23 protein-coding genes and 1 pseudogene are annotated in these 23,378 nt (G+C 71.1%); 17 read left to right on the plus strand and 7 right to left on the minus strand.

Annotation, left to right across the window (positions count from 1 at the left end):
• Position 1: 1 nt before the first annotated feature.
• From ACFV9W_RS26900 to ACFV9W_RS26915, 4 genes are read left to right on the plus strand one after another with little or no spacing between them, the layout of a single operon-like run.
• Positions 2–679, plus strand: coding sequence for an ABC transporter permease (locus ACFV9W_RS26900; RefSeq protein WP_385765337.1), 678 nt, complete (start codon positions 2–4; stop codon positions 677–679).
• 20 nt (positions 680–699) lie between these two features.
• On the plus strand, positions 700–1,635 hold the full coding sequence (locus ACFV9W_RS26905) for an ABC transporter substrate-binding protein (RefSeq protein ID WP_385765494.1): 936 nt from the start codon (positions 700–702) through the stop codon (positions 1,633–1,635).
• Positions 1,636–1,647: 12 nt separating this feature from the next.
• A complete protein-coding gene (locus tag ACFV9W_RS26910; protein ID WP_385765339.1) occupies positions 1,648–3,066 on the plus strand; it encodes a purine-cytosine permease family protein in 1,419 nt (472 codons plus the stop codon).
• A gap of 11 nt (positions 3,067–3,077) precedes the next feature.
• Positions 3,078–3,509: a hypothetical protein gene (locus ACFV9W_RS26915; RefSeq protein ID WP_385765341.1), complete on the plus strand. Its 432-nt coding sequence runs from the start codon at positions 3,078–3,080 to the stop codon at positions 3,507–3,509.
• A gap of 98 nt (positions 3,510–3,607) precedes the next feature.
• On the opposite strand, the gene ACFV9W_RS26920 is transcribed toward ACFV9W_RS26915, so the two are convergent.
• The 5 genes from ACFV9W_RS26920 to ACFV9W_RS26940 form a co-directional block, all read right to left on the minus strand.
• Positions 3,608–3,982, minus strand: coding sequence for a hypothetical protein (locus ACFV9W_RS26920; RefSeq protein WP_385765342.1), 375 nt, complete (start codon positions 3,980–3,982; stop codon positions 3,608–3,610).
• Between the two features lie 41 nt (positions 3,983–4,023).
• On the minus strand, positions 4,024–4,527 hold the full coding sequence (locus ACFV9W_RS26925) for a roadblock/LC7 domain-containing protein (protein ID WP_385765344.1): 504 nt from the start codon (positions 4,525–4,527) through the stop codon (positions 4,024–4,026).
• Between the two features lie 47 nt (positions 4,528–4,574).
• Positions 4,575–5,333: a transcriptional regulator gene (locus ACFV9W_RS26930; RefSeq protein WP_385765346.1), complete on the minus strand. Its 759-nt coding sequence runs from the start codon at positions 5,331–5,333 to the stop codon at positions 4,575–4,577.
• Positions 5,330–5,743, minus strand: a complete 414-nt coding sequence (locus ACFV9W_RS26935) for a hypothetical protein (RefSeq protein ID WP_385765348.1) — start codon at positions 5,741–5,743, stop codon at positions 5,330–5,332. Before ACFV9W_RS26935 ends, ACFV9W_RS26930 begins: the two co-directional genes overlap by 4 nt.
• A 155-nt stretch (positions 5,744–5,898) precedes the next feature.
• A complete protein-coding gene (locus tag ACFV9W_RS26940; protein WP_385765350.1) occupies positions 5,899–7,263 on the minus strand; it encodes an APC family permease in 1,365 nt (454 codons plus the stop codon).
• Positions 7,264–7,414: 151 nt separating this feature from the next.
• On the opposite strand from ACFV9W_RS26940, the gene hutU reads away from it, so the two are divergent.
• From hutU to ACFV9W_RS26980, 8 genes and pseudogenes are all read left to right on the plus strand, one after another.
• Positions 7,415–9,073 carry a urocanate hydratase gene (hutU, locus tag ACFV9W_RS26945; protein ID WP_385765352.1) on the plus strand — a complete coding sequence of 553 codons (1,659 nt, stop codon included), beginning with the start codon at positions 7,415–7,417 and terminating at the stop codon, positions 9,071–9,073.
• A gap of 143 nt (positions 9,074–9,216) precedes the next feature.
• Positions 9,217–10,419 carry an allantoate amidohydrolase gene (locus ACFV9W_RS26950; RefSeq protein WP_385765354.1) on the plus strand — a complete coding sequence of 401 codons (1,203 nt, stop codon included), beginning with the start codon at positions 9,217–9,219 and terminating at the stop codon, positions 10,417–10,419.
• Complete coding sequence (locus ACFV9W_RS26955) at positions 10,416–11,750, plus strand: formimidoylglutamate deiminase (RefSeq protein WP_385765356.1); 1,335 nt, start codon at positions 10,416–10,418, stop codon at positions 11,748–11,750. Before ACFV9W_RS26950 ends, ACFV9W_RS26955 begins: the two co-directional genes overlap by 4 nt.
• Positions 11,751–11,905: 155 nt before the next feature.
• Positions 11,906–13,081 carry an imidazolonepropionase gene (gene hutI, locus ACFV9W_RS26960; protein WP_385765358.1) on the plus strand — a complete coding sequence of 392 codons (1,176 nt, stop codon included), beginning with the start codon at positions 11,906–11,908 and terminating at the stop codon, positions 13,079–13,081.
• Between the two features lie 150 nt (positions 13,082–13,231).
• A complete protein-coding gene (locus ACFV9W_RS26965; RefSeq protein WP_385765497.1) occupies positions 13,232–13,780 on the plus strand; it encodes a Uma2 family endonuclease in 549 nt (182 codons plus the stop codon).
• Positions 13,781–14,184: 404 nt separating this feature from the next.
• Positions 14,185–14,909: pseudogene (locus tag ACFV9W_RS26970) on the plus strand (helix-turn-helix domain-containing protein).
• Between the two features lie 36 nt (positions 14,910–14,945).
• Positions 14,946–15,203 (plus strand): DUF397 domain-containing protein, encoded by a 258-nt coding sequence (locus tag ACFV9W_RS26975; RefSeq protein ID WP_385765360.1) that lies wholly within the window; start codon positions 14,946–14,948, stop codon positions 15,201–15,203.
• A gap of 103 nt (positions 15,204–15,306) precedes the next feature.
• Positions 15,307–16,158: a hypothetical protein gene (locus ACFV9W_RS26980; protein ID WP_385765362.1), complete on the plus strand. Its 852-nt coding sequence runs from the start codon at positions 15,307–15,309 to the stop codon at positions 16,156–16,158.
• Between the two features lie 3 nt (positions 16,159–16,161).
• Here the strand turns inward: ACFV9W_RS26980 and ACFV9W_RS26985 are convergent, their stop codons facing one another.
• Positions 16,162–17,805, minus strand: coding sequence for a ricin-type beta-trefoil lectin domain protein (locus ACFV9W_RS26985; protein WP_385765364.1), 1,644 nt, complete (start codon positions 17,803–17,805; stop codon positions 16,162–16,164).
• A 202-nt stretch (positions 17,806–18,007) separates the two neighbouring features.
• Complete coding sequence (locus ACFV9W_RS26990; RefSeq protein WP_385765366.1) at positions 18,008–18,919, minus strand: RNA polymerase sigma factor SigF; 912 nt, start codon at positions 18,917–18,919, stop codon at positions 18,008–18,010.
• Between the two features lie 243 nt (positions 18,920–19,162).
• Here ACFV9W_RS26990 and ACFV9W_RS26995 point away from each other — a divergent pair, with 243 nt between their 5' ends.
• The 5 genes from ACFV9W_RS26995 to ACFV9W_RS27015 all read left to right on the plus strand — a co-directional run bounded on the left by ACFV9W_RS26995 (position 19,163) and on the right by ACFV9W_RS27015 (position 23,354).
• A complete protein-coding gene (locus ACFV9W_RS26995) occupies positions 19,163–19,546 on the plus strand; it encodes an STAS domain-containing protein (RefSeq protein WP_385765368.1) in 384 nt (127 codons plus the stop codon).
• Positions 19,547–19,831: 285 nt separating this feature from the next.
• Positions 19,832–20,323, plus strand: a complete 492-nt coding sequence (locus ACFV9W_RS27000) for an ATP-binding protein (protein ID WP_385765370.1) — start codon at positions 19,832–19,834, stop codon at positions 20,321–20,323.
• A gap of 145 nt (positions 20,324–20,468) precedes the next feature.
• Complete coding sequence (locus ACFV9W_RS27005) at positions 20,469–21,173, plus strand: LPXTG cell wall anchor domain-containing protein (protein WP_385765372.1); 705 nt, start codon at positions 20,469–20,471, stop codon at positions 21,171–21,173.
• 142 nt (positions 21,174–21,315) lie between these two features.
• Positions 21,316–22,203: a hypothetical protein gene (locus ACFV9W_RS27010; RefSeq protein ID WP_385765374.1), complete on the plus strand. Its 888-nt coding sequence runs from the start codon at positions 21,316–21,318 to the stop codon at positions 22,201–22,203.
• The gene (locus ACFV9W_RS27015) at positions 22,200–23,354 is read left to right on the plus strand and encodes a hypothetical protein (RefSeq protein ID WP_385765376.1); all 1,155 of its coding nucleotides are present in this window, start codon (positions 22,200–22,202) and stop codon (positions 23,352–23,354) included. Before ACFV9W_RS27010 ends, ACFV9W_RS27015 begins: the two co-directional genes overlap by 4 nt.
• Positions 23,355–23,378 lie beyond the last annotated feature (24 nt).

A 23,378-nucleotide genomic window follows, 5' to 3' on the forward strand; every position in this document is an offset into this window, starting at 1 on the left:
CATGTTCGAACTCTTCAAGAATCTCGGGGCCTGGCTCGTCGGCGGCGAGCAGTGGGCGGGCAGCGACGGCATCGCGACGCGCATCGCCGAGCACCTCCAGTACTCGCTGCTCGCCACGCTCGTCGCCGCCGCCATCGCCCTGCCGGTCGGGCTGCTCATCGGGCACACCGGGCGGGGCGCCTTCGTCGCCATCAACCTGTCGTCGTTCGGGCGGGCGCTGCCGACCGTGGGCCTGGTCGTGCTGGTGTTTCTCGCCAGCGGGCTGTCCATGTGGCCCGTCTACATCGCGCTCGTCGCCCTCGCCGTGCCGTCCATCGTCACCAATACGTACGCCGGGATGACCGCCGTCGACCCCGAGGTGCGGGACGCCGCGCGCGGGCAGGGCATGAAGGCCCACCAGGTGCTGTTCCAGGTCGAGTTGCCGCTCGCGCTGCCGCTCATCATGACCGGCCTGCGGCTCGCTCTCATCCAGGTCGTCGCCACCGCCACCATCGCCGCGTACGTGTCCTTCGGCGGGCTCGGCCGCTACGTCTTCGACGGGCTCGCCCAGCGGGACCTCGTGCAGGTGCTCGGCGGGGCCGTGCTCGTCGCGGTGGTCGCCATCGTGCTCGACCTGGCCCTGTCCGGGCTTCAGCGGCTTCTCTTCCGCAACCGTCCCACCACCCTCAAGTCCGCCTAGGAGCACGCCAGATGAGCAAGATGAACCGACGTACTCTCCTCGGCGGCCTGGCCGCCGCGGCCTCCGTCCCCGCGCTCGCCGCCTGCTCCAGCGGCATCACCTCGCTCGACCAGCAGGGCGGCTCGCTCTCGGGCGGCGGATCCAGCAAGAAGGGTGTCACCATCGGCACCGCCAACTTCACCGAGAACCAGGTGCTCGGGTACCTGTACGCCGCCGCGCTCGAAGCGGCCGGGGTGAAGACGAGCGTGCGGCCCAACCTCGGCACCCGCGAGATCCTCATCCCCGCCCTCAAGGGCGGCGACATCGACCTGCTGCCCGAGTACCAGGGCGCCCTCCTGCACTACCTCGACACCAAGGCGAAGGCCACCGAGGAGGGCGAGATGCAGAACGCCCTCGCCATGGTGCTCCCGGCGGGCCTGCAGATCCTCCCGTACGGGATGGCCGAGGACTCCGACGCGTTCGCGGTGACCCGCGAGACCGCGGAGAAGTACAAGCTCAAGTCGCTCGCCGACCTCGCGAAGCACAACGGGAAGCTCGTCATCGGCGCCGCCCCCGAGGTCAAGAAGCGGCAGGTCGGCGCCGTCGGCCTCAAGGACGTGTACGGCGTCGAGTTCAAGGAGTTCAAGTCCCTCGACTCGTCGGGCCCGTTGGTGAAGGGCGCCCTGAAGAAGGGCGATGTCGACGTGGCGAACCTGTTCACCACCGACACCGACATCGCCGCCAACGACTGGGTCGTTCTCAGCGACCCCAAGAACCTGGTCCCCGGTCAGCACGTCGTCCCGCTGATCGCCGACCGCAAGGCCGACTCGACCGTCCGCAAGGCCCTTGCCCGCCTGGGCAACGTGCTGACGACCGAGGACCTCACCGAGCTGAACCGGCTCGTGGACAAGGACAAGAAGGACCCCGAGGACGTCGCGAACGACTACGCGCGCCGCCACGGGATCGGCAAGAAGTAAGGAGGCCATCCCATGGCCGCAGCGGTAGTGGAGAAGCACTCCATCGACGTGGTGCCGGACAGCGAGCGGCACGGCAGCGCGTTCAACCAGTTCACGCTCTGGCTCGGCGCGAACCTCCACATCACGGCCGTCGTCACCGGCGCCCTCGCCGTCGTCTTCGGCGGCGACGTGGTCTGGTCGCTGATCGGGCTCGTGGTCGGCAATCTGCTCGGCGGCGCCGTCATGGCGCTGCACTCGGCGCAGGGCCCGAAGCTCGGGCTGCCCCAGATGATCCAGTCCAGGGCCCAGTTCGGCGTGAAGGGCGCCGTCGTCCCGCTGCTCCTCGTGATCCTGATGTACGTCGGGTTCTTCGCGAGCGGCACCGTGCTCGCCGGCCAGGCCACCGCGCGCCTCACGCACACCAACGACACGACCGGCATCATCTTCTTCGCCCTCGTCACGGGCATCGTGGCGACGGTCGGCTACCGGGTCATCCACGTCCTCGGGCGGGTGGCGAGCATCGTGTGCGCGCTCGCCTTCGTCTATCTGGCGGTGCGGCTCTTCGACCGGGTCGACGTCGGCGCGCTGCTGTCCGACGCGCACTTCTCGCTGCCGATGTTCCTGCTCGCCGTCTCCCTCTCGGCGTCCTGGCAGCTCGCCTTCGGCCCGTACGTCGCCGACTACTCGCGCTATCTGCCGCGTACGACCAGCGGCAAGGCCACCTTCTGGTGGACGCTCGCGGGCTCCGCGCTCGGCTCGCAGTGGTCCATGGCGTTCGGTGTGCTGGTCGCGGCGAGCGCGGGCGAGAAGTTCATCGACAACCAGGTCGGGTACGTCGTCTCGCTCGGCGGGGCGGGGCTCGCCGCCTCGTTCTTCTACTTCGTGATCGCGCTCGGCAAGCTCACCGTCAACGTGCTCAACACGTACGGCGGCTTCATGTCGATGGTCACCGGCATCAGCGGATTCCGCGGGCAGCGGGTGCTCTCGCAGCGCGGCCGGGCGCTCTACATCGGGACCATCATGGTCGCGGGCACGGTGGTCGCCCTGGCCGGCAAGGACAGCTTCCTGACCTCGTTCAAGGACTTCCTGCTGTTCCTGCTGACGTTCTTCACGCCGTGGTCCGCGATCAACCTCGTCGACTACTACCTGATCTCCCGCGAGCGCTACGACACCCCGGCCCTCTTCGACGCGAACGGCCGCTACGGCGCCTGGCGCTGGGACGCGCTCCTCGTCTACGGGATCGGGCTCCTCGCCCAGCTGCCGTTCCTCGTCACGCACTTCTACACGGGCCCGCTCGTCGAGCCGCTCGGCGGCGCGGACGTGTCCTGGATCGTGGGCCTCGTCGTGCCCGCCGCCTTGTACTGGCTGCTCGCCCGGCGGAGTGGTGCGGGGGTGTGGCCCAGCGAGAAGACGGGGGATAGCCCTACTGCGGTGGGAGCCACCGCTCCGTAACGTCGAGCGGTATGGAAGCCCGCGAACGCGCACGCGACGCCGAACTCAAGAAGGAACTCGACGCCACCCTGCACGCACGCAGGGAACTGGGTGACGAGTACGAGCCGGCGCTCGTCGACTCCTTCCTCGACAAGGTCGAGCAGCGACTCGACTCCGTCGTCGACCGCAGGGTGCGACGACAACTGGCCGAGCACCGGATCACCGTGGCCCGCGGGGCCCGCGACTCCGGCGCGGAGAACTGGGGCGAGCGCTTCGGCTTCGCCGTCGTCTCGCTCGTCCTCGCCATCCCGCTGTCCGCGATCGCCGTGGTCAACGCCGGCCTGCCGGGGCTCTTCGTGGCCTGGGCGGGGATCGTCGGGGTGAACGGGCTGCACGCGGTGCGGTGGGGGCCCGTCCGCCGCCGGGAGCGGCGGGACCGCGAGGAGTCCGACTGGGAGGGGTAGCCGGGCGCGGGCCCGCGGCGAAATGAAAGGCGCCGTGCTCCCTCCGGAGCGCGGCGCCTTCGCGTGCTCGCCTGTGCTCAGAGCCTGCGCACAGGCGCTCAGACCTCCAGCTCGGCCTCGATCTTCTTCAGCTGGTGGCGGGCCATCGCCAGGTTCGCCCGGGACTTGTCGAGCACCAGGTACAGGAAAAGGCCGTTGCCGCCGCGCCCTGTGAGCAGGCGGATCAGGTGGTACTGGGTGCCGAGGGTGATGAGGATGTCCTCGATGCCGTCCTTGAGCCCCAGCTGCTCCATGGTGCGCAGCTTGGAGCGGACCACGTCGGTGTTGCCTGCCGCCGCGACCTCCAGGTCGAAGCTCTTGGAGCCGCCGATCGTGCCGAGGGCCATGCCGCTCGTGTAGTCCACGAGGGCCGCCGCGGTGGCGCCTTCTATGGAGGCGAGGGCGTCCTTGAGTGCGGTGTCGGTGTTGGCCATGATGCTGGTCCTTTCGTGCGTTCGTGAGGGCGTGCCGGTGGTCAGCTCGTGGGCTGGGGCGGCACATTGGCGGACGGCCTGACCGGGAGTCCGGTCTCGGTCGTGGCGGTGGACGCCGTGCGGGCACGGGCCCGGCCGCGGGTGCGGGGGGCCGGCTCGGGCGGCGCTTCTTCCTCGTCGGGAGCGGTGAGTTCCCCGATCCGGGCGCCGGAGCGGCGCCCTTCGAGATGCAGGCGGCCGACGTTGACCCGGTCCTGCGCGAGGAGCGTGAGGACGGCCGTGTCTCCGGCCGCGTAGGTGGCGATGTAGCCGTCGGCGCCGCGCACCAGGAGTTCGCGGAAGGCGCCCTGTGCGGTGGCGTCGGCGAGGCGCTGGGCGACGCCGAGCGCGGTGGCGGTGAGCGCGGCGACGCCCTCCGGTTCGATGCCCGGGGTGTCCTGGGCGAGGACCAGGCCGTCGACGCTGGCGGCGAGGGCGCCGGTGACCTGCGGCACGCGGACCCTCAACCGTTGCAGTTCGGCGAGGAGTTCGCCCTGGTCGACCATCGGAGGTCTCCTTTCGGGGGTGCGGGCGGCGGAACGCAGCAGGCGTTTCACAGGGCCTCCAGACCGGCGCGCAGCCGCCGCAGCAGGGCCACGTCGGGGTCCTCGACGACGGCGAGCTCCAGCCACTCGGGCGGAGCGGGGGCGGGGGCTGTGGTCACCAGGCCGCACGCGGCGAGGCGCCGCAGGTCGACCAGGGTGTGGAAGGTGGGCCTGCCCAGGGCGAGCGCTATCTGGGGGGCCGTCCGCGCGCCGTCGACCAGGTCGAGGACGCGGCGCCTGCGCGGTGGTACGCCCGCCTCGTCCTGCCGGATGATCCGGCTGAGCGGCGCCGTGTCCGTGTCGGGCTCCGGCCAGATCCGCTGGAGCAGCTCGCGGCGGCGCAGCGTCTCCCGCTCGACGGCCGCCACCGGCACCGGGCGCACCGTCCCGAACCAGTGCGAGACGCCGTAGCGGAACCGGCTCGGCCCGCCGCTCGGGGCGAGCGTGAAGTACGCGGCGTCGAACAGGGCGCCCAGATGGCACAGTTCGAGCGCCCCGTCGGAGAGCCGGCCCTGCTCGACGAGGAAGCGGCCGACCCGCTGCCGCGCCCCCGCCCGGTCCACGGCCTCCGACCACCGCTCGGCCTGCACCGCGCCGCCCGTGGTGAGCAGCACGTCCATGCCGGGCGTCGCGGGCGACTCCGCGTGCACGACCCGGCCGCCCTGGAGGTAGAGCGTGCCGTACTCCCGGATCAGGGCGCCGGTGGCCTGCTCGTCGGCGAGGCGGGTCAGCATCGGCGAGACACCGGGGGAGGCGGCGGTGCTCATCCGAGGACCAGCCGGTCGGCTATGTCGGTGAGCCGCAGCCGGGCGAGCGCGAGGTTGCCCTCGTCCCGGTCGAGCCACAGGTGGACGAAGACGCTGCTGTCGAAGGTGGTCCGCACGAAGCGCAGCAGGTGGTACCCGTCGCGGTTGGTGACGATGACGTCCTCGACGGGCGGCGACTTGTCGGACGCGGTGCCCGGCGCCCAGTCGCTGCCCTCGGCCGGGGCGAAGGCCAGGTGTTCGGCGGCGAGCCGGGCCAGTTCGGCGGTCTCGGCGGCGGTCTCCTCGTGGTCGCCGTTGCGTGCCGCGCCGACCGTGCCGAGGGCGAGTCCGCTGGTCCAGTCGACGACGGAGGCGCCGCGCGCGCCCGGCAGCCGCATGACCTCCAGGAGACACTCGTCAATTCCGGGCACGCCTCGGTCTCCCCACCTGATCGCCGCGTATGTGTCACTGGTGCGTGTGTGACGACGAAGCTACGGAACGTACGGAGACCAGGTGAGGCTTCTGGCATTTCCCAGTGGAACATTCGCCGAGCGACTAAAATCCGCCAACCGGCCGCAGGGATGGCTCAGTTCTCCCCGTGCGCCTTCATCACCGCCTTGTTGACGGCCCACAGTCCGATCCCGATGGCGATGAGCACGCCGGCCCGGATGTAGACCTCGGCGGGCCGGTCGGCGAGCGGGCTCGCGAGGATCAGCGAGGTGATCGCGCCGAGCACCGGTAGGACCGTCGGCGCCCGGAAGTGCCGGTGCCCGACCGGGTCCTTGCGGAGTACGAGCACGGCCACGTTGACGACGGCGAACACGCACAGCAGCAGGAACGACGTGGTGTCGCCGAGCCCTTCGATCTCCCCGGTCGACACGAGCCCGACCGCGAGCAGCGTCACGAAGACGATGCCCACGACGGGCGTGCGCCGCCGGGGCAGCACGCGGCCCATCGCGCGCGGCAGGATGCGTTCGTTGGCCATCCCGTAGCAGAGCCGCGAGGCCATCATGATGTTGATGAGCGCCGAGTTGGTGACGGCGAACAGGGCGATGAGCGCGAAGAGCTTGTGCGGGAACTCGATGCCGCCGGCCTTCACCACTTCGAGCAGCGGTCCGCTCGACGCTTCGAGGACCTTGTAGTCGACGAGCAGCGAGGACACGAGCGCGACGAGCACATAGATGGTGCCGGTCACGGTGACGCCGATGAAGATCGCGCGCGGGAAGGTGCGGGCCGGGTCCTTGGTCTCCTCGGCCATGTTGACCGAGTCCTCGAAGCCGACGAACGCGAAGAAGCCCAGCGCTGTCGCCCCCAGCACCCCCGTCATCAGGGCGAACCCGGTGCCGCCCGTCTCGATGTCGGTCAGCCGCGAGGGCTCCCCGTCCCCGGTCAGGACGGCGTACGCGCCGATGGCGAGGATGACGGCGAGGCCGGTCAGCTCGACCAGGGTCAGCACGACGTTCGCCTTCACCGACTCACTGACGCCCCGCAGGTTCAGCGCGGCGAGCGCGAGCACGAACAGGATGGCGATCAGGGTGGGCGGCAGCGCGTTGTCCGTCAGTTCGCCGAGGTAGTCGCCGCTGAAGGCGCGGGCGGCGGCGCTCGCGGACGAGAGCCCCGAGCACATCACCATGAACGCGACGATGAAGGTCAGGAACGGCACCTTGAAGGCCTTCTGCGCGTAGAGCGCCGCGCCCGCCGCCTTCGGGTACTTGCCGACGAGCTCGACGTACGAGGCGGCGGTGAGCAGCGCCACCACGAACCCGATCACGAACGGCAGCCACAGCGCGCCGCCGACCTTCCCCGCGACCTTGCCCGTGGTCGCGTAGATCCCGGTGCCGAGGATGTCCCCGATCACGAAAAGGACCAGGAGTTTCGGGCCGATGGCCCGGTGCAGCGGGGTGTCGTCCGTTGGCGGCGGGTCGGCGGTGGGTGTCGGTGACGCAGTCACTGGGCCTCCCGAGAGGTGCGTAGGTGTACGCCCGGGTACTCGGCGCCAGGTATGGATTCCCCCCGACCCCTCTTGACTAGCCCTATTCACGAAGCCAGGATGTGAATAGAAGTTCCAACAGTTTGTGGATACGCATCTCAGGAGGCCGCCGATGTCAGGACCCCGCCCCGTACGAGCCCCGCGCGGCACCGAGCTCAACACCCTGGGGTGGCAGCAGGAGGGCGCCCTGCGGATGCTCATGAACAACCTCGACGGCGAGGTCGCCGAGCACCCCGACAAGCTCGTCGTCTACGGCGGCACCGGCAAGGCGGCCCGGTCCTGGGAGGCGTACGACGCGATCGTGCGCACGCTGAAGACGCTGGAGGCGGACGAGACCCTCCTCGTCCAGTCCGGCAAGCCGGTCGGCGTGCTGCGCACCAGCGAGTGGGCCCCGCGCGTGCTGCTCGCCAACTCCAACCTGGTCGGCGACTGGGCCAACTGGGAGGAGTTCCGCAAGCTGGAGGCCGAGGGCCTCATGATGTACGGCCAGATGACGGCCGGCTCGTGGATCTACATCGGCAGCCAGGGCATCGTCCAGGGGACGTACGAGACGTTCGGCGCGGTCGCCCGCAAGAAGTTCGACGGCACCCTTGCCGGCACGATCACCCTCACCGCCGGTGTCGGCGGCATGGGCGGCGCCCAGCCCCTCGCGATCACGATGAACGAGGGCGTCGCGATCTGCGTCGACGTCGACGAGACCCGCATCGACCGCCGCATCGGCACCCGCTACCTCGACGTCAAGGCCGACAACCTCGACCACGCGCTTGAGCTCGCCGTGCAGGCGCGCGACGAGCGCCGCGGCCTGTCCATCGGCGTCGTCGGCAACGCGGCCGAGGTCTTCCCGGAGCTGCTGCGCCGCGGCGCCCCCATCGACATCGTCACGGACCAGACGTCGGCCCACGACCCGCTGGCCTACCTCCCCGTCGGCATCTCCGTCGAGGACTGGGACAAGGAGCGCGAGGCGGACCCGGCCGGCTTCACGGAGAAGGCCCGCCAGTCGATGCGTCTGCACGTCGAGGCCATGGTCGGCTTCCTGGACGCGGGCGCCGAGGTCTTCGACTACGGCAACTCGATCCGCGACGAGGCCCGCAAGGCCGGCTACGACCGCGCCTTCGACTTCCCCGGCTTCGTCCCGGCGCACATCCGCCCCCTCTTCGAGGAGGGCCTCGGCCCGTTCCGCTGGGCGGCGCTCTCCGGCGACCCGGAGGACATCCGCAAGACGGACCAGGCGATCAAGGAACTGTTCCCCGAGAACAAGCACCTGCACCGCTGGCTCGACATGGCCGCCGACCGCATCGCCTTCGAGGGCCTCCCGGCGCGCATCTGCTGGCTCGGCTACGGCGAGCGCCACCTGGCGGGCCTCAAGTTCAACGAGATGGTCGCCAGCGGCGAGCTCTCCGCCCCCGTCGCCATCGGCCGCGACCACCTCGACTCCGGCTCGGTCGCCTCCCCGTACCGCGAGACGGAGGCCATGAAGGACGGCTCCGACGCGATCGCCGACTGGCCGCTCCTGAACGCTCTGGTCAACACGGCCTCCGGCGCCTCCTGGGTCTCCCTCCACCACGGCGGCGGCGTCGGCATGGGCCGCTCCATCCACGCGGGCCAGGTCTGCGTCGCGGACGGCACGGACCTCGCCGCCCAGAAGATCGAGCGCGTCCTGACGAACGACCCGGCGATGGGCGTGATCCGGCACGTGGACGCGGGTTACGAGCACGCGGCGGACGTCGCGGCCGAGCGCGGGGTTCGCGTCCCGATGCGGGAGGGGGAGTGACCAATCAAGCAGAGCCGGTCATTCAAGCCCCTGCGGCGTTTGAGCAGCGGGGTCCGGGGCAGAGCCCCGAGTCCGCAGCCCCTGGCGCGGAGCGCAACCTTTCGGGAAGGGGCGGGTTGGGGGAGCCTCCAAGCTTTTTGGAAATGTGGCGCGACCTGCTCCCGGTCGGCCGCAACGCCGACTCCGGCGGCTACAGGCGCCACGCCTGGACCGCCGCCGACGCCGACTGCCGCGCCTGGTTCAAGGCCCAGGCCGAGAGCCGCGGCCTGACCTACGAACTGGACCGCAACGGCAACCAGTGGGCCTGGCTGGGCGACCCGGAAGCCGGCGACGCCGTCGTCACCGGCTCCCACCTGGACTCCGTCCCCGACGGCGGCGCCTTCGACGGCCCCCTCGGCGTCGTCTCCTCCTTCGCGGCACTCGACGAACTCCGCCGCAGGGGAGCGGAGTTCACCAAGCCCATCGCCATCACCAACTTCGGCGACGAGGAAGGCGCCCGCTTCGGCCTGGCCTGCGTGGGCTCCCGCCTCACGTCCGGCGTGCTGACCCGTGACCAGGCCCACGAACTCACGGACGCCGACGGCATCACCCTCCCCCGGGCGATGGAACGCGCGGGCTACGACCCCGACGCGATCGGCGCCGACCAGGAACGCCTCGACCGCATCGGCGCGTTCATCGAGCTGCACGTGGAACAGGGCCGCGCCCTCGACCTCTCCGGCGACGCCATCGGCATCGCGAGTTCCATCTGGCCGCACGGTCGCTGGCGCTTCGACTTCCGCGGCGAGGCCAACCACGCGGGCACGACCCGCCTGGTCGACCGCCGCGACCCGATGCTGTCCTACGCGGAGACGGTCCTCGCGGCCCGCCGCGAAGCCCAACTGGCAAACGCGGTAGCCACATTCGGCAAGATCTCCGTCGAGCCGAACGGCGTCAACGCGATCCCCTCCCTCGTACGCGGCTGGCTCGACTCCCGCGCCGCCGACCAGGAATCCCTGGACGCCACGGTCAACGGCGTCGAGAAGGCGGCCCGCGAGTACGCGCAGGCGCACGGCATCGACGTATCGCTGACCCGCGAGTCGTTCACGCCGATCGTCGAGTTCGACGACGCGCTCCGCGACGAGCTCGGCCGCATCCTCGGCACGGACACCGACCTGAAGGTGCCCGTCCTCGGAACGGGAGCGGGACACGACGCGGGAATCCTCGCCCAGTCGATCCCCACCGCCATGCTGTTCGTACGCAACCCGACGGGCGTCTCGCACTCCCCGGCCGAGTCCGCGGCCGAGGACGACTGCCTCGAAGGGGTGCGCGCACTGGCCGACGTACTCGAAGGGCTGGCCTGCAAGTGACGACGACCTACTGGCTGGAACACGCCTGGCTCGGCACGCATGTCGAGCCCGGCGTGGCCGTGGACGTGTCGGACGAGGGCCGCTTCACCGCGGTCCGCACGGGGGTCGGCGCGCCCCCGCCCGGCGCGACCGCGCTGCGCGGACTGACCGTCCCCGGCCTCGCCAACGCCCACAGCCACGCCTTCCACCGGGCCCTGCGCTCGACCGTGCAGGTCGGCTCCGGGACGTTCTGGACGTGGCGCGAGGTCATGTACTCGGTGGCCGACCGCCTCACCCCGGACACGTACCACACGCTCGCGCGGGCCGTGTACGCGGAGATGGCGCTCGCGGGCATCACGGCGGTGGGCGAGTTCCACTACCTCCACCACGCGCCCGGCGGCACCCCGTACGCCGACCCGAACGCGATGGGCGAGGCGCTCATCGCGGCGGCGGACGAGGCGGGCATCCGCATCACCCTCCTCGACACGGCGTACCTGTCCTCCGGCTTCGGCAAGGAGCCCGACCACCACCAGCGGCGGTTCAGCGACGGCACGGCCGAGGCGTGGGCGGAGCGGGCGTCGCTGCTGAAGGAGCGCCCCGGAGTCCGGATCGGTGCGGCGGTCCACTCGGTACGAGCGGTCCCGGCGGCGCAGCTGTCGACGGTCGCGGACTGGGCCTCGACCCGCCGCGCCCCCCTCCACGTACACCTCTCCGAGCAGACGGCGGAGAACGACGCGTGCCAGGCGGCGCACGGCTGCACGCCGACCCAACTCCTCGCCGACAACGGTGTGTTGAGCGCCCGCACGACGGGCGTGCACAACACGCACCTCACGGACGCCGACATCGCGCTCCTCGGCGGCTCGGGCACGGGAACGTGCATGTGCCCGACCACCGAACGCGACCTGGCCGACGGCATCGGCCCGGCGCCGCGCCTCCAGGCGGCGGGCTCCCCGCTCTCCCTCGGCTCCGACAGCCACGCGGTCATCGACCTGTTCGAGGAGGCGCGCGCGATGGAGCTGAACGAGCGCCTGCGCTCCCGCACCCGCGGCCACTGGACGGCGGCGGCCCTCCTCCGCGCGGCCTCCGCCGACGGCCACGCGGCCCTCGGCTGGGACGACGCGGGCACGATCGAGCCGGGCGCGCGTGCGGACCTGGTCACCATCCGCCTCGACTCCGTCCGCACGGCGGGCCCGGCCCCCCGCTTCGGCGCGGAAACGGCCGTCTTCGCGGCAACGGCGGCGGACGTCTCCGACGTGGTGACGGGCGGCCGGGTGGCGGTCCGCGACGGCGAACATGTCCGGGTGGGCGACGTGGCGGGGGCCTTGGCGGAGGCGATCGCGGCACTGCACTGATCAAGCCCGACCGGCGGAAAATCAAGCCCCGCCGGCGATTGAGGCGCGGGGTCCGGGGCGGAGCCCCGCGACCTCAACCACGGGCGCGAAGCACCAACTTTCGGGAAGGGGCGGGTTGGGGAGAAAAGTTCCCCACCCGCCCACGGAGAGGACCCATGACGAACCGCACGACGGCCATCACCAACATCGGCACCCTGGTCACGAACGACCCGACCCTCGGCGAGGGCCCCCTGGGCCAGCTCCACAACGCCGCCCTGGTCATCGAGAACGACAAGATCGCCTGGGCGGGCCCGACGGCCAAGGCCCCCGCGGCCGACACCACCCACGACGCGGCGGGCCGCGCCGTGATCCCCGGCTTCGTCGACTCCCACTCCCACCTCGTCTTCGCGGGCGACCGCACCGCCGAGTTCAACGCCCGCATGTCGGGCCAGAGCTACTCCGCGGGCGGCATCCGCACCACGGTCGCGGCGACCCGGGCGGCCACGGACGAGGCCCTGGAGGCGAACCTCAAGCACCACCTGGCGGAGGCCCTCCGCCAGGGCACGACAACGTTCGAAACGAAGTCGGGCTACGGCCTCACTGTTGAGGACGAGGAACGCGCCCTCCGCATCGCATCGGCCCACACCGACGAGGTCACCTACCTCGGCGCCCACATCGTGTCCCCGGACTACGCGGACGACCCGGCGGCGTACGTGGACCTGGTGACCGGCGAGATGCTGGACGCCTGCGCCCCCCACGCCCGCTGGGTCGACGTCTTCTGCGAGAAGGGCGCCTTCGACGGCGACCAGGCCCGCGCGATCCTCACGGCGGGCAAGGCCAAGGGCCTCCTGCCCCGCATCCACGCGAACCAACTGTCGTACGGCCCCGGCGTCCAGCTCGCCGTCGAGGTGGACGCGGCATCGGCCGACCACTGCACGCACCTCACGGACGCGGACGTGGACGCCCTGGCGCAGGGCAACACAGTGGCCACCCTCCTCCCCGGCGCCGAGTTCTCGACCCGCGCCGAGTGGCCGAACGCCCGCCGCCTCCTGGACGCGGGCGCGACGGTCGCCCTCTCCACGGACTGCAACCCGGGCTCGTCCTACACGTCCTCGGTCCCGTTCTGCATCGCCCTGGCCGTACGGGACATGGGCATGACCCCCGACGAGGCCCTCTGGTCGGCCACGGCGGGCGGCGCCAAGGCCCTCCGCCGCACGGACGTCGGCCACCTCTCCCCGGGCGCCCGCGCCGACCTGACGTTCCTGGACGCCCCGAGCCACGTCCACTTCGCCTACCGGCCGGGAGTCCCGCTGGTGTCGGAGGTGTGGCGAGCGGGGGTCCGCGCCGCCTGAACGCCGGGCTGGGCGGCACCGCCCCGGGACTGGAGGTATCTACTAGGCTGGCACTGGCCATGTGGCCCGCGTCCGTGAGCCGGGATCACGCCCTTGGACAGTCGTTACTAGGCGCTGGAGGAAGTCGTGACCGCTGAACTCCCCAGCTGGATGATCCCGCCCCGGCCCAGTGGCTGGGAAGCGGATGATCTTGACCGCCTTCCCCAGGCGCCGCGGCACACCGAACTCATCGACGGAGCGTTGATCTTCATGATGTCGCCGCAGCGGTCCTGGCACTCCCGGCTTGTGGAGAACCTGACCTTTTCCCTGCGGCAGGCCGCCCCGGCGGGCTTCGACACCGAGCGGGAGATGACGGTCCGGCTCGACAAGAAGAGTCGCCCCGAGCCCGACATCCTGGTCACCACCGCTTCGTACGACCCGGACCGTACGTGGTACGCGCCCGAGGACGTCGCACTGGTCATCGAGGTCGTCTCGGAGGAGTCGGCCGACCGGGACCGGTCCCTCAAGCCGTTCAAGTACGCGCAGGCCAGGATTCCCCATTTCTGGCGCGTCGAGGACGAGACCGGCACGCCCGTCGTCCACACCTACGAACTCGATGCCATGACCCACGCGTATGTGGCCACCGGCATCCACCGTGACCGCCTGAAGACGGCCGTACCGTTCCCCCTCGACCTCGACCTCACGGGCCTGGTGCCCTGACGCACGGGGCCACAGCGCCTGTCAGCCGCGCCCACACCAGCTTCCCGTCCCGCGTCGGCAAGGTGCCCCACCGGTCGGCCGCCGCCGCGATCAGGAACATGCCGCGCCCCGACTCCGCCTCCCAGTCGGGCTCCGCGCACGGCACCGGCAGGACGGGGGAGCGGTCGGCCAGGGACACCTCCCCCAGGCCCGTAGGTGCGTGGCGACCGTTCGCCGTACGTCCGAGAACTGCTCCGGATCCGCCCGGAGTTGGAGGACGACTTCGGGTGGAGATTGCGTCTTCATGCCCTCACAGTGAGTGACCGCTGGCTAGCCTGACCAGGACTGTGAGCTGCACACAACGAGGTGTGCGGGCGAGGGGGTGCCCTGTGCAGGACTGTGTCGACGGGTCGTCGAGCATGCGGATGTTCGGGGCGGTGGTGCGGGCTCTGCGCGAGGCGCGGGGCGGTTCGCGGGAGGACTTCGGGGCATACGTCGGGTATTCGGCGTCGCAGGTGGCGATGGTCGAGCGCGGCGCACGGATGCCGAGCGCGCGGTTCGTGGCGCGGGCGGGGGAGTTCTTGGAGGCGCGGGCGGCGGTGGAGGCGGCGGCGGAACATCTGGAGCGGAGCCCGCACCCGTCGTGGTTCGGGGAGTACGTGGAGCGGGAGGCCGAGGCTGTCAGCCTCAGCATGTACAACACGCACCTCGTCCACGGCCTTGTGCAGGCCGCGGACTACACGCGCGCTGTGCTCGACGCGCGATATCCCGTGCTGGAGAACGAGGAGATCGAACGCAGGCTGGAGGCCCGGATCTCGCGGCAGGCCTGTCCCGCTGTCCGGCGGTCTCCCTGGCCCTGGTGATCGAGGAGTGGGTTCTGAGGCGCCCTGTCGGTGGGCGGGCAGTCCACAAGGGCCAGTTGGAGTGGCTGCTGGAACTCGGCGCGAAGCGGAACGTGTCGGTTCAGGTCATGCCGGTGCTGTACGAGGCGCATGCTGGAGTTGATGGGCCGATGACGTTGTTGGAATCGCCGCAGCGGCAGTGGGTCGCCTGGCTTGAGGCTCAGGGCAACGGGCGCCTGGTCGATGATCGCGACGAGGTCAGCTTGCTGAGCGCACGCTATGGGGTCACAGGCCCTGACTCCAGGTGACTCCGCGACGCTGATCGAGCAGATGGCAGGGGAGCTATGAACGCCAACCGCGCATGGTTCAAGTCCAGTTACAGCGGAGCGGAGGGCGGCCAGTGCCTCGAAGCCGCCCTGGAATGGCGCAAGTCCAGCTACAGCGGAGCTGAAGGTGGCGAAAGCCTGGAGGTCGCCCGCGCCTCCGCCATCCACGTCCGCGACTCGAAGAACGCCGACCCCAACTCCGGCCCCACGCTCGCCATTTCGGCGGACAGTTGGACGACTTTCGTAAAGTTCGCCGCCGGATCCGCGCTACAGTAACCGCGTCATCACGCTCCGTGCGCAGCTGCGGAGCGGCCCCCAGCGGTGTTACCAGCACCAGTCTGAGGGCCTTCACCGACGAATGGATCAGAGGTCCATCGCGATGCTCAAGCATGCTATCCCGCCTGCCCGTTTCTTCTCCCAGGTTCCGAACGAGATCATCCGGAACCCGCGCCTGAACGGCACGGCCGTACGACTCCTCCTCTGGGCCCTGTCCCTGCCCGAGGGCTCCCGGGAAACCGTCCAGTCCCTCGGCGAGAAGATGCCGGAAGGCCGTCTGGCCGTACGCAGGGCCAGGCGGCAGCTGGAGGAGGAGGGCTACCTCCACACGCGCCGCAGGCAGGACCCGGAGACCGGCCGATGGACGACCCAAGTCCTCGCCTCCAACGTGCCGTTGACGTCACCCGAAGAGGCCGCCGCGGTCTTCGGCCCGAGTGACCAGGACCCGCCCGTCGGTGGTGCGACAGAGCAGGCGCTCGGCGCATACCCCTTGGGTGAAACCCCGAAGGACAACACCCCCAACCGTGGGGCGGCGTTCCTGGAACGCCTCGCCGACCGCGAGCCGACGCTGCGTCTGGGCGCCCGCGACGTCGAAAGCCTCGCGCCGCTCATCGACGGCGCACTGGCGACCGGTGTCACCGAAACCGACCTCCGCCGCTGCCTGACCACGGACCTGCCCCGCACACTCCGCTCCGCTGCCGCCCTCGTCCGGTACCGCCTGGAGAACCGGCCGCCTACGGCCGCATCGCCGCCACCCGTCGCGTACGAGCGCGTGGCTCCCCTCGGCGAATGCGCGGAGTGCCGCGACCCGCTGCCGCGAGGCGTCGGGAAGGGGATCTGCCGCCCGTGTGCCGGGCTGGTGGCGAAGCCGGCGTCGGCACCGGTGACCGCGCACGACCAGGGCCTGCGCGACGTGATCGCCCTGGCGAGGGCCGCCCTGCGCCCCGTCGATTAGCCGCTACAGGCTCTTCCCCGCCCGCCACCGCTGCGTGTCGTCGCCGGCGTGGAACTTGCGCTGGCCGAGGCGGAAGGAGCCGTCGTCGAGCGGGGTGAGCGCCGTCTTCCAGTCGGTGCCGGGGCGGATCGAGCCGTCGGCGTGCACGGAGAAGGCGAGGTTCGCGCCGTGGGTGTCGTCGGTGACGGCCGAGCAGTGCCAGAGGCCGATCGTGCGGTCGGTGTCGCCGCGGTTGTCCAGGCAGAAGTCGGGGTTGGCCGCGGACTGGACGACGCCGCGGGACGCGTCCACGCGCCACTGCTGGCTGCCCGTGCGGTCGCACTTCACGGCCACGGCGTCGTCGCCGTCCGCCACGGGGGTGCGGGAGACGTCGAGGCACAGGCCCGACGCCACGTGGACCACCTCCGCGTAGTCCTCGCCCGGCGGGCGGAAACGCGGCGGCTTCGGTTTGTGGGACGAGGAGGAGGACGAGGACGGGGTAGGGGAGGGCTTCGCGGGCGGTTTGGCCCGTGAGGGCGGCGGAACCGTGACCGTCTCCGTGCTGCGCGCGGTCGTCGTCGCCGTGGCGGTCGTCGTGGTCGTGGAGGTGGCGGTCGTCGTCGCCGTGACCGTCACCCGGACCGGCGGCGGCGTCGACGGTGTGGCGCCCATGCCCTGGCCCACCGCCGACAGGTCGGGGCGGCCCTCCGTCAGCGTCAGGATCAGCAGCGGTACGAGCGCCACGCCGACCGCCGCCGAGGCGAGCGCGAAGCCCATGGGGGTGGCGCGCACGGGCCTCTGGCGACGGGGGGCCTTGCGGCGGTCGGCCCGCGTCGGCGGCTTCGCGCGGTGGCGGCGCGGGGCGGGGCGCTGCGGCGCCGGGGCCGGAGTCGGGGCCGTGGCGGGTGCCTCGGTCAGTACGTAGTCCGTGCCGCCCCACGGCAGCAGGCCCTCCGCCAGCGCGCGGCGCGGGTCGTCCCGCAGGGCCGTCAGCTCCAGGTACGCGGCGGTGCAGCTCGGGCAGCGGGCGAGGTGCGCGTCCAGGTCGGCGGTGCCGCGCGGGCGGCCCGGTCTCGTGGCTCCCTCGATGAGCCGTCCGTAGGCCCGGCAGTGCGTGCCTTGCCGGGCGGCGAGGCAGGCGCCGCGCAGGGCATCGAGCGCCGCGCCCCGCGCCTGCGCCACGTCCCGCGTGGGCGCCCCGACGGCGAGGGCGACGGCCGCGTCGGGCTCCGCGTCCACCACGGAGTGCCAGAGCAGCGTCTGGGTGCGCGGCGGCAGCGTATGGAAGGCGGCGAGCAGCGCGGGCGCCCGGTGGGCCTCCGGAGCGCCGAGGGCGCCCAGGAGGCCGGGAGCGAGGCGCGCCCGGCGCTCGTCGGCCGCCCACGCGGCCGCGGTGCGGTGGACGAGCAGCAGCGCGTGATGGCGCCAGGAGCCGCGCGGCTCGGCCCCGCGCGCGACCTCGCGTGCGGCGCGGGCGAAGGCCTGCGCGCCCAACTGCCGCGCTGCGTCGAGGTCGTCCGTGCACACCCGCGCGTAGGCGAGGAGCGCGTGCCGGTGCCTGCCGCGCAGCTCGCCGAGCGCCGGGTACGCGGTCGCGGTGTCGGCCCGCAGCAGGGCGACGAGCCGGTGGTCGGGCGCCGTGGCATGGACGCCGCCGTTCGCAGACACCGTGTCCTCCTGTCACCGGGGCCCAGATGGGTGCTCATAGTGGTGCAGGGGAGGGGGTACGGAAAGGTGTTTCTCGCGGTAACCGGGCGCCGGGAAGCGGGAGTTGGCGCAAAAAACACCGAGGGGGCCGACCGTTCTCACGGTCGGCCCCCTCGACGTGACAGGGCGTTACGGGTGGTGCTGGTGTTACGGGTCCGAGCGATTACTCCTCGAGCGTCAGACCCTTGCGCAGGCGCACCAGCGTCCGCGACAGCAGTCGCGACACGTGCATCTGCGAGATGCCCAGTTCCTCACCGATCTCGGACTGCGTCATGTTGGCGACGAAGCGCAACGAGAGGATCTTGCGGTCGCGCGGGGGGAGATCGGCGATCAGCGGCTTCAGGGACTCGACGTACTCGATGCCCTCGAGTCCGTGGTCCTCGTAGCCGATCCGGTCCGCGAGCGCGCCCTCGGAGTCGTCCTCCTCGGGCTGGGCGTCGAGCGAGCTGGCAGTGTAGGCGTTGGACGCCGCCATGCCCTCGACGACCTCGTCCTTCGACAGGCCCAGGCGTTCGGCGAGCTCGCCCACCGTGGGGGCGCGATCGAGCTGCTGGGCGAGTTCGTCGCCCGCCTTGGCAAGGTCGAGACGGAGTTCCTGGAGGCGGCGCGGTACGCGCACGGACCAGGAGGTGTCACGGAAGAAGCGCTTGATCTCGCCGACGATGGTCGGCATCGCGAAGGTCGGGAACTCGACGCCGCGGCTCAGCTCGAACCGGTCGATCGCCTTGATCAGGCCGATGGTGCCGACCTGGATGATGTCCTCCATCGGCTCGCTGCGGGAGCGGAACCGGGAGGCCGCGAACTTGACCAGAGCCAGGTTCAGTTCGACCAGCGTGTTGCGGACATACGAATATTCGTGCGTGCCTTCTTCGAGGGACTCGAGTCGCTCGAAGAGGGTCTTGGAGAGGGCTCGGGCGTCGAGCGGACCCACCTCGTCGTACGGGGGGATCTCCGGGAGGCCTTCAAGGCCTTCAAGGCTCTCGGTCTCGACGTCGACATGAGTTTCCGGGGGGAGTGTCGACGTCGCCTGGTCAGTATGCGATTCGTCGAGCCGGGCTGACATGATGTCCTCCATGCGTTCTCGGCATATGGCTGCCGATGCCAATGCGTGCACTGCTTCTTAGTGCGGCGCCTCCAAAGCCGGCCGTGGTCGAATGTTGTCCTTACTAGGCCTACCCGTTTTCCACACCGGGCCGCAAGTGCGTATTGCGCCGAAATGTCCGAATTCTAGAGGTTGTTCGGGTGTCGATGCACAGCCAGAGGGCGTAGTGTTCGAGGGCGTCAATCGGCACGTCGAAGGCAGCGAGAGAGAGACGTCATGGACCGCGGGACAGTCGGCAGTGCGCATCGGGGCCGGCTTCTGGTCGAGGTGCGGCAAGAGGGCTCCAGTGCCGTCGTGACCCCGGCCGGTGAGTTGGATCACCATACGGCCGATCTGCTGCGCGACCCCCTGGATGAATGCCTCAACAAGGGACATTCCCGGCTGGTGATCGACTGTTCACGGCTCGAATTCTGCGATTCGACCGGGTTGAACGTGCTGCTCGGGGCCCGGCTCAAGGCCGAGGCGGCCGGTGGCGGAGTGCACCTCGCGGGCATGCAGCCGGTGGTTGCCAGGGTGTTCGAGATCACCGGAGCGGAGGCCGTCTTCACGGTGCACGCGTCGCTCGACGAGGCCCTCGCTCCCGACCCCTCCGGCGACTGACCGGAGCCGGGCGGCTGCGTGCAGTGGCCAACCACAGAAGTTACGCTCCAGTTGTCTCTGTGTGATCGAGGCGTTACCAGCGTCACAGGAGCCGTTCTGAACAAGTGGGTGTTTCCGTCGTTCCCTCGGGCAGGAGACCCCCCGAACACGACCACGACCCTGCGACTTCGACGACCCTCCGACTCCGATCCGCGACCCGGACTTCTTGGCCGGGCAGTGGGCACTCGGACCCTGAAGACCCTGAATCCTGAAGCTGAATTGGTGAATCGGTGAGGTGAAGTGCTGATGAGCACCACCCGGCCTTACTCGCCGGGCGACCACGGCCCCGAGTCCGGTGAAGTACCGGTCGTCGCGGGTGCGCGGGTCCGCAGGCTGAGCCTCAGCGGCGCGAGCGGAATCGTGCCGCTCGCCCGTGACTTCACCCGCGAAGCGCTGCACGCCTGGGACTGGCTGCCGGCGGCGACCGCGGACCGCCGGGCCGCGGCGGAGGACGTGCTGCTCGTCGTCTCCGAACTCGTCACGAACGCGTGCCTGCACGCGGAGGGGCCCGACGAGATCATCCTGTACTTCGGGGACTCCCCGGCCAACAAGGTGCTGCGCATCGAGGTGACGGACCGCGGGGCGGGCCAGCCCGCGCCCCGCAACCCGCACCGGGTCGGCCGCCCCGGCGGGCACGGCATGTTCATCGTCCAGCGCCTCTGCCTCGACTGGGGCGTCGTCCGCACCCCTGGCGTCACGGGCAAGGTCGTATGGGCGGAGGTCGGCGCCCCCGCGTAGCCGCCTCACGTGCGTATTCGAGAGCACGCCGGATCGACTTCGATCCGGCGTGCTCTTTGTCTTCCCTCGGCAAGGCCCCCGGCGTACCTTGAGCCACCCAGATCTGATGAACCGTCAGTAACCTTCGGTCTGAAGGGACTTCGAGGTGACGTACCGGACGTACCAAAAACGAACCGCCGCGTTCGCGCTCAGCGCGGCCCTGGCAGGCTCGGCGGTGCTGATGGCCGCCCCCACCGCCTCGGCCACGGTGCAGAACGTCAACTACCAGTGCAAGACGCCGATCGGGAACAAGGGAGCCGTCTCCCCGATCGACATGAAGAGCGCCAAGAGCGGCAGCGGCTACAAGATCACGATGTCCTTCCAGAAGGGCGTCTCCTCCAGCCCCGTCGAGCTCGGCAAGGGCGCCATGAAACCGAGCGCGGTGATCAAGGTGGGCGGCGCGGACAGCGGCCAGTTCACGGCCACCGGGCCGCCGAACGACAAGGCGATCCCCGCCAACACCCCGATCAAGATCAGTGACTTGACGGGCACGTACACCCCCAAGAAGAGCGGCAAGGTGAACTTCACCGCCGGCGTCCTCACCATCAAGGCGCTCGGCACGAACACCACCTGTACGCCGTCCAACAGTCCGAAGCCGTCGCTTGAGATGGACGTGAAGGGTGCGGCGGGCGGAGGCGGCGGGTCCGCCGACTCGGGCTCGTCGGCGTCGGCGCCGGGCGGCGGGGAGCTGCCGCAGACCGGGCCCGAGGACTCGGCGGTCGCGCTCGGCACGCTCGGGGGGACCGTGCTCCTGGCCGGGGCGGCGGGCGTGTTGTGGCTGACGCGGCGCAATCAGGCGGCGTCCCGTTAAGGGGGCGTGAGTCGCCGAGATGACGTTGCGCTCGTCTTTGGTTGGTGGGGTCTCGCGGGGTTGCGGTCGCGGGGCTCTGCCCCGGACCCCGCCGGCTCTCGTCGCAGTGCGGGGCTTGATTATGTGCTTCATCGCCGCTGCCGTGGCGCTCCTCGTAGGGGGCCCGGCGGCAGCAGCCCCCAGCTGGACCGTCGCGCCCTCCTCCTCCGCCGGTACCCGGCCCGCCGACGGCGACGGGCGGCCGTACATCTATGCCGAGGGGACGCCCGGGTCCGTCCTGGAGGACGAGGTGGCGGTGAGCAATCCGGGGGACAAGCCGCTGAAGGTCTCGTTGCGCGGGGCCGACGCCGACAACAAGGGCGACGGGTCGCTCGACGTCCGTAAGAAGGCGACCGACACCGGGGCCTGGATCCGGTTCGCCGAGGACACCGTGAAGATCCCGGCGCGCACCCGCGCCGAGGTCCCCTTCACGGTGTCCGTGCCCGCGGGCGCCACCCCCGGCGACCATCCGGGCGCGGTCGTGGCGCGGGCGGGCGGGCGCGACGCCGGGGTCAGCATCCACCTGCGGGTCAGCGGCCCCACGCTGTCCGCCCTCACGGTCGAGAACGTGCGGGTGGACAAGGGCTCCATCGCGTACGACGTGGTGAACCGCGGCAACACGACGCTGTCGCCGCGCCTCGCGGTGCGGGCCGACGGCGTGCTCGGCGCCGCGCTCGACAGGAGCCGGGATCTGCCGGTGCAGGTGCTGCCGGGGCGCAGGGTCGGCCTCAGCGAACCGTGGAAGGACGCGCCGGCGCTCGACGCCGTCGATGTGAAGGTGACGGTCACGGCGGGCGGCGGCGCCGCGGACTCGGCCACGGCGAGCGCCAGGTTCGTGCCGTGGACGGCGGTCGGCGGGATCCTCGCCGTGCTGGCGGGGGCGGGGTGCGCCGCCTATTGGTACCTGCGCCGCCGACCGCCCTCCTGGCCCGTGCCGCCGCACCTGGTCCGACTGCTCCGCCGACAAGGGAACGTAAGGAGTGCGCCATGAAACGCCGCCGCCGCAGCGCCTCGCGGCTGCTGACCGTCCTCGCCCTCGTGGGCGCCCTGCTCGCGGGGACCGCGCCCTGGGCGGCCACCGCGTCCGCCGCCGACAAGCCGTCCGTGAGCCTCTCCAAGTCCCAGGCGGGGACCGGGGGTTCGATCACTGTGAAGGGTGCGGGCTGGCGGCCCGACACGCTGCTGATGATGCTGATCTGCGGGCAGTCGAGCCCGTCGCGCGGCGTCGTCGGCGGCACCAACTCCTGCGCCAACTCCGAGGGGCGCGCGGTCACCACCGACGCCAAGGGGGCGTTCAGTAAATCGCTCCCGGTCGCCGAGCCGCCGAAGCCGTGTCCGTGCGTCGTCCATGTCGCCACGGTGACCGGGCAGAAGGCGCAGGCGGACGCGGTGTTCCAGGTGGCGGGGCATCCGGTGAAGGCGCTGCCGAGGTCCTCCGGGAGCGGGCGGCTGACCATGGTGGCCGACACCCGGCTCGAAGGGTCGAGCGGGCTGCTGACCTGGTTCGGCGCGCCGCCTTCGCGGTCCTTCTCCTTCACCGTGGGCAATGTCGGATCGACCCCGGTCAAGAACCCGGTCTTCCAAGTCGGCACCTCCCACGGCGTGTTCGCGCCGCAGTGGGAGGACCAGCAGTGGCGCGGCACGATCGATCCGGGGAAGAAGGAGCGGATCGAGCTGCCCGTCGAACTGACGGCGGGCGCGCACGGCGACTATCTCGTCTCGCTCAAGTACGGCGGGAAGGTGCTGGCCGAACAGCCTTGGGGCGTGGGCCGCCCCTGGGGCGTCACCCTCTTCTGGATCCTGCTCTGCGTCGTCGTGCCGGCCGCCGTCTTCCGGATCGGCATGGCGGTCGTGGACCGCGTACGACCGCACGACCGGCGCTCGTACGGCAAGGGGCCCAAGGGGCCCAAGGGGACGACGGGCGGGCGCACCGTGCGGCTGCCGAAGGTCCGGATGCCGCAGCAGAGGCCGAGGCAACCGGCACCCGCCGACGCGCCCACCGCGCCGACGAGCACGACACAGACCACGACCCTGCCCTGGTTCACCCCGGACACCGGACCCACCGGTCCTCCGGAGCGGCCCGCGGCCGGGCAACTCTCCGCACCGTCCGAGAACAGTCCGACGACGAAAGGAAATACGTGAGCACCCAACGGAGAGTGAGCGCGG

Source organism: Streptomyces sp. NPDC059897 (assembly GCF_042730865.1).
In the GTDB taxonomy this organism is placed as follows: domain Bacteria; phylum Actinomycetota; class Actinomycetes; order Streptomycetales; family Streptomycetaceae; genus Streptomyces.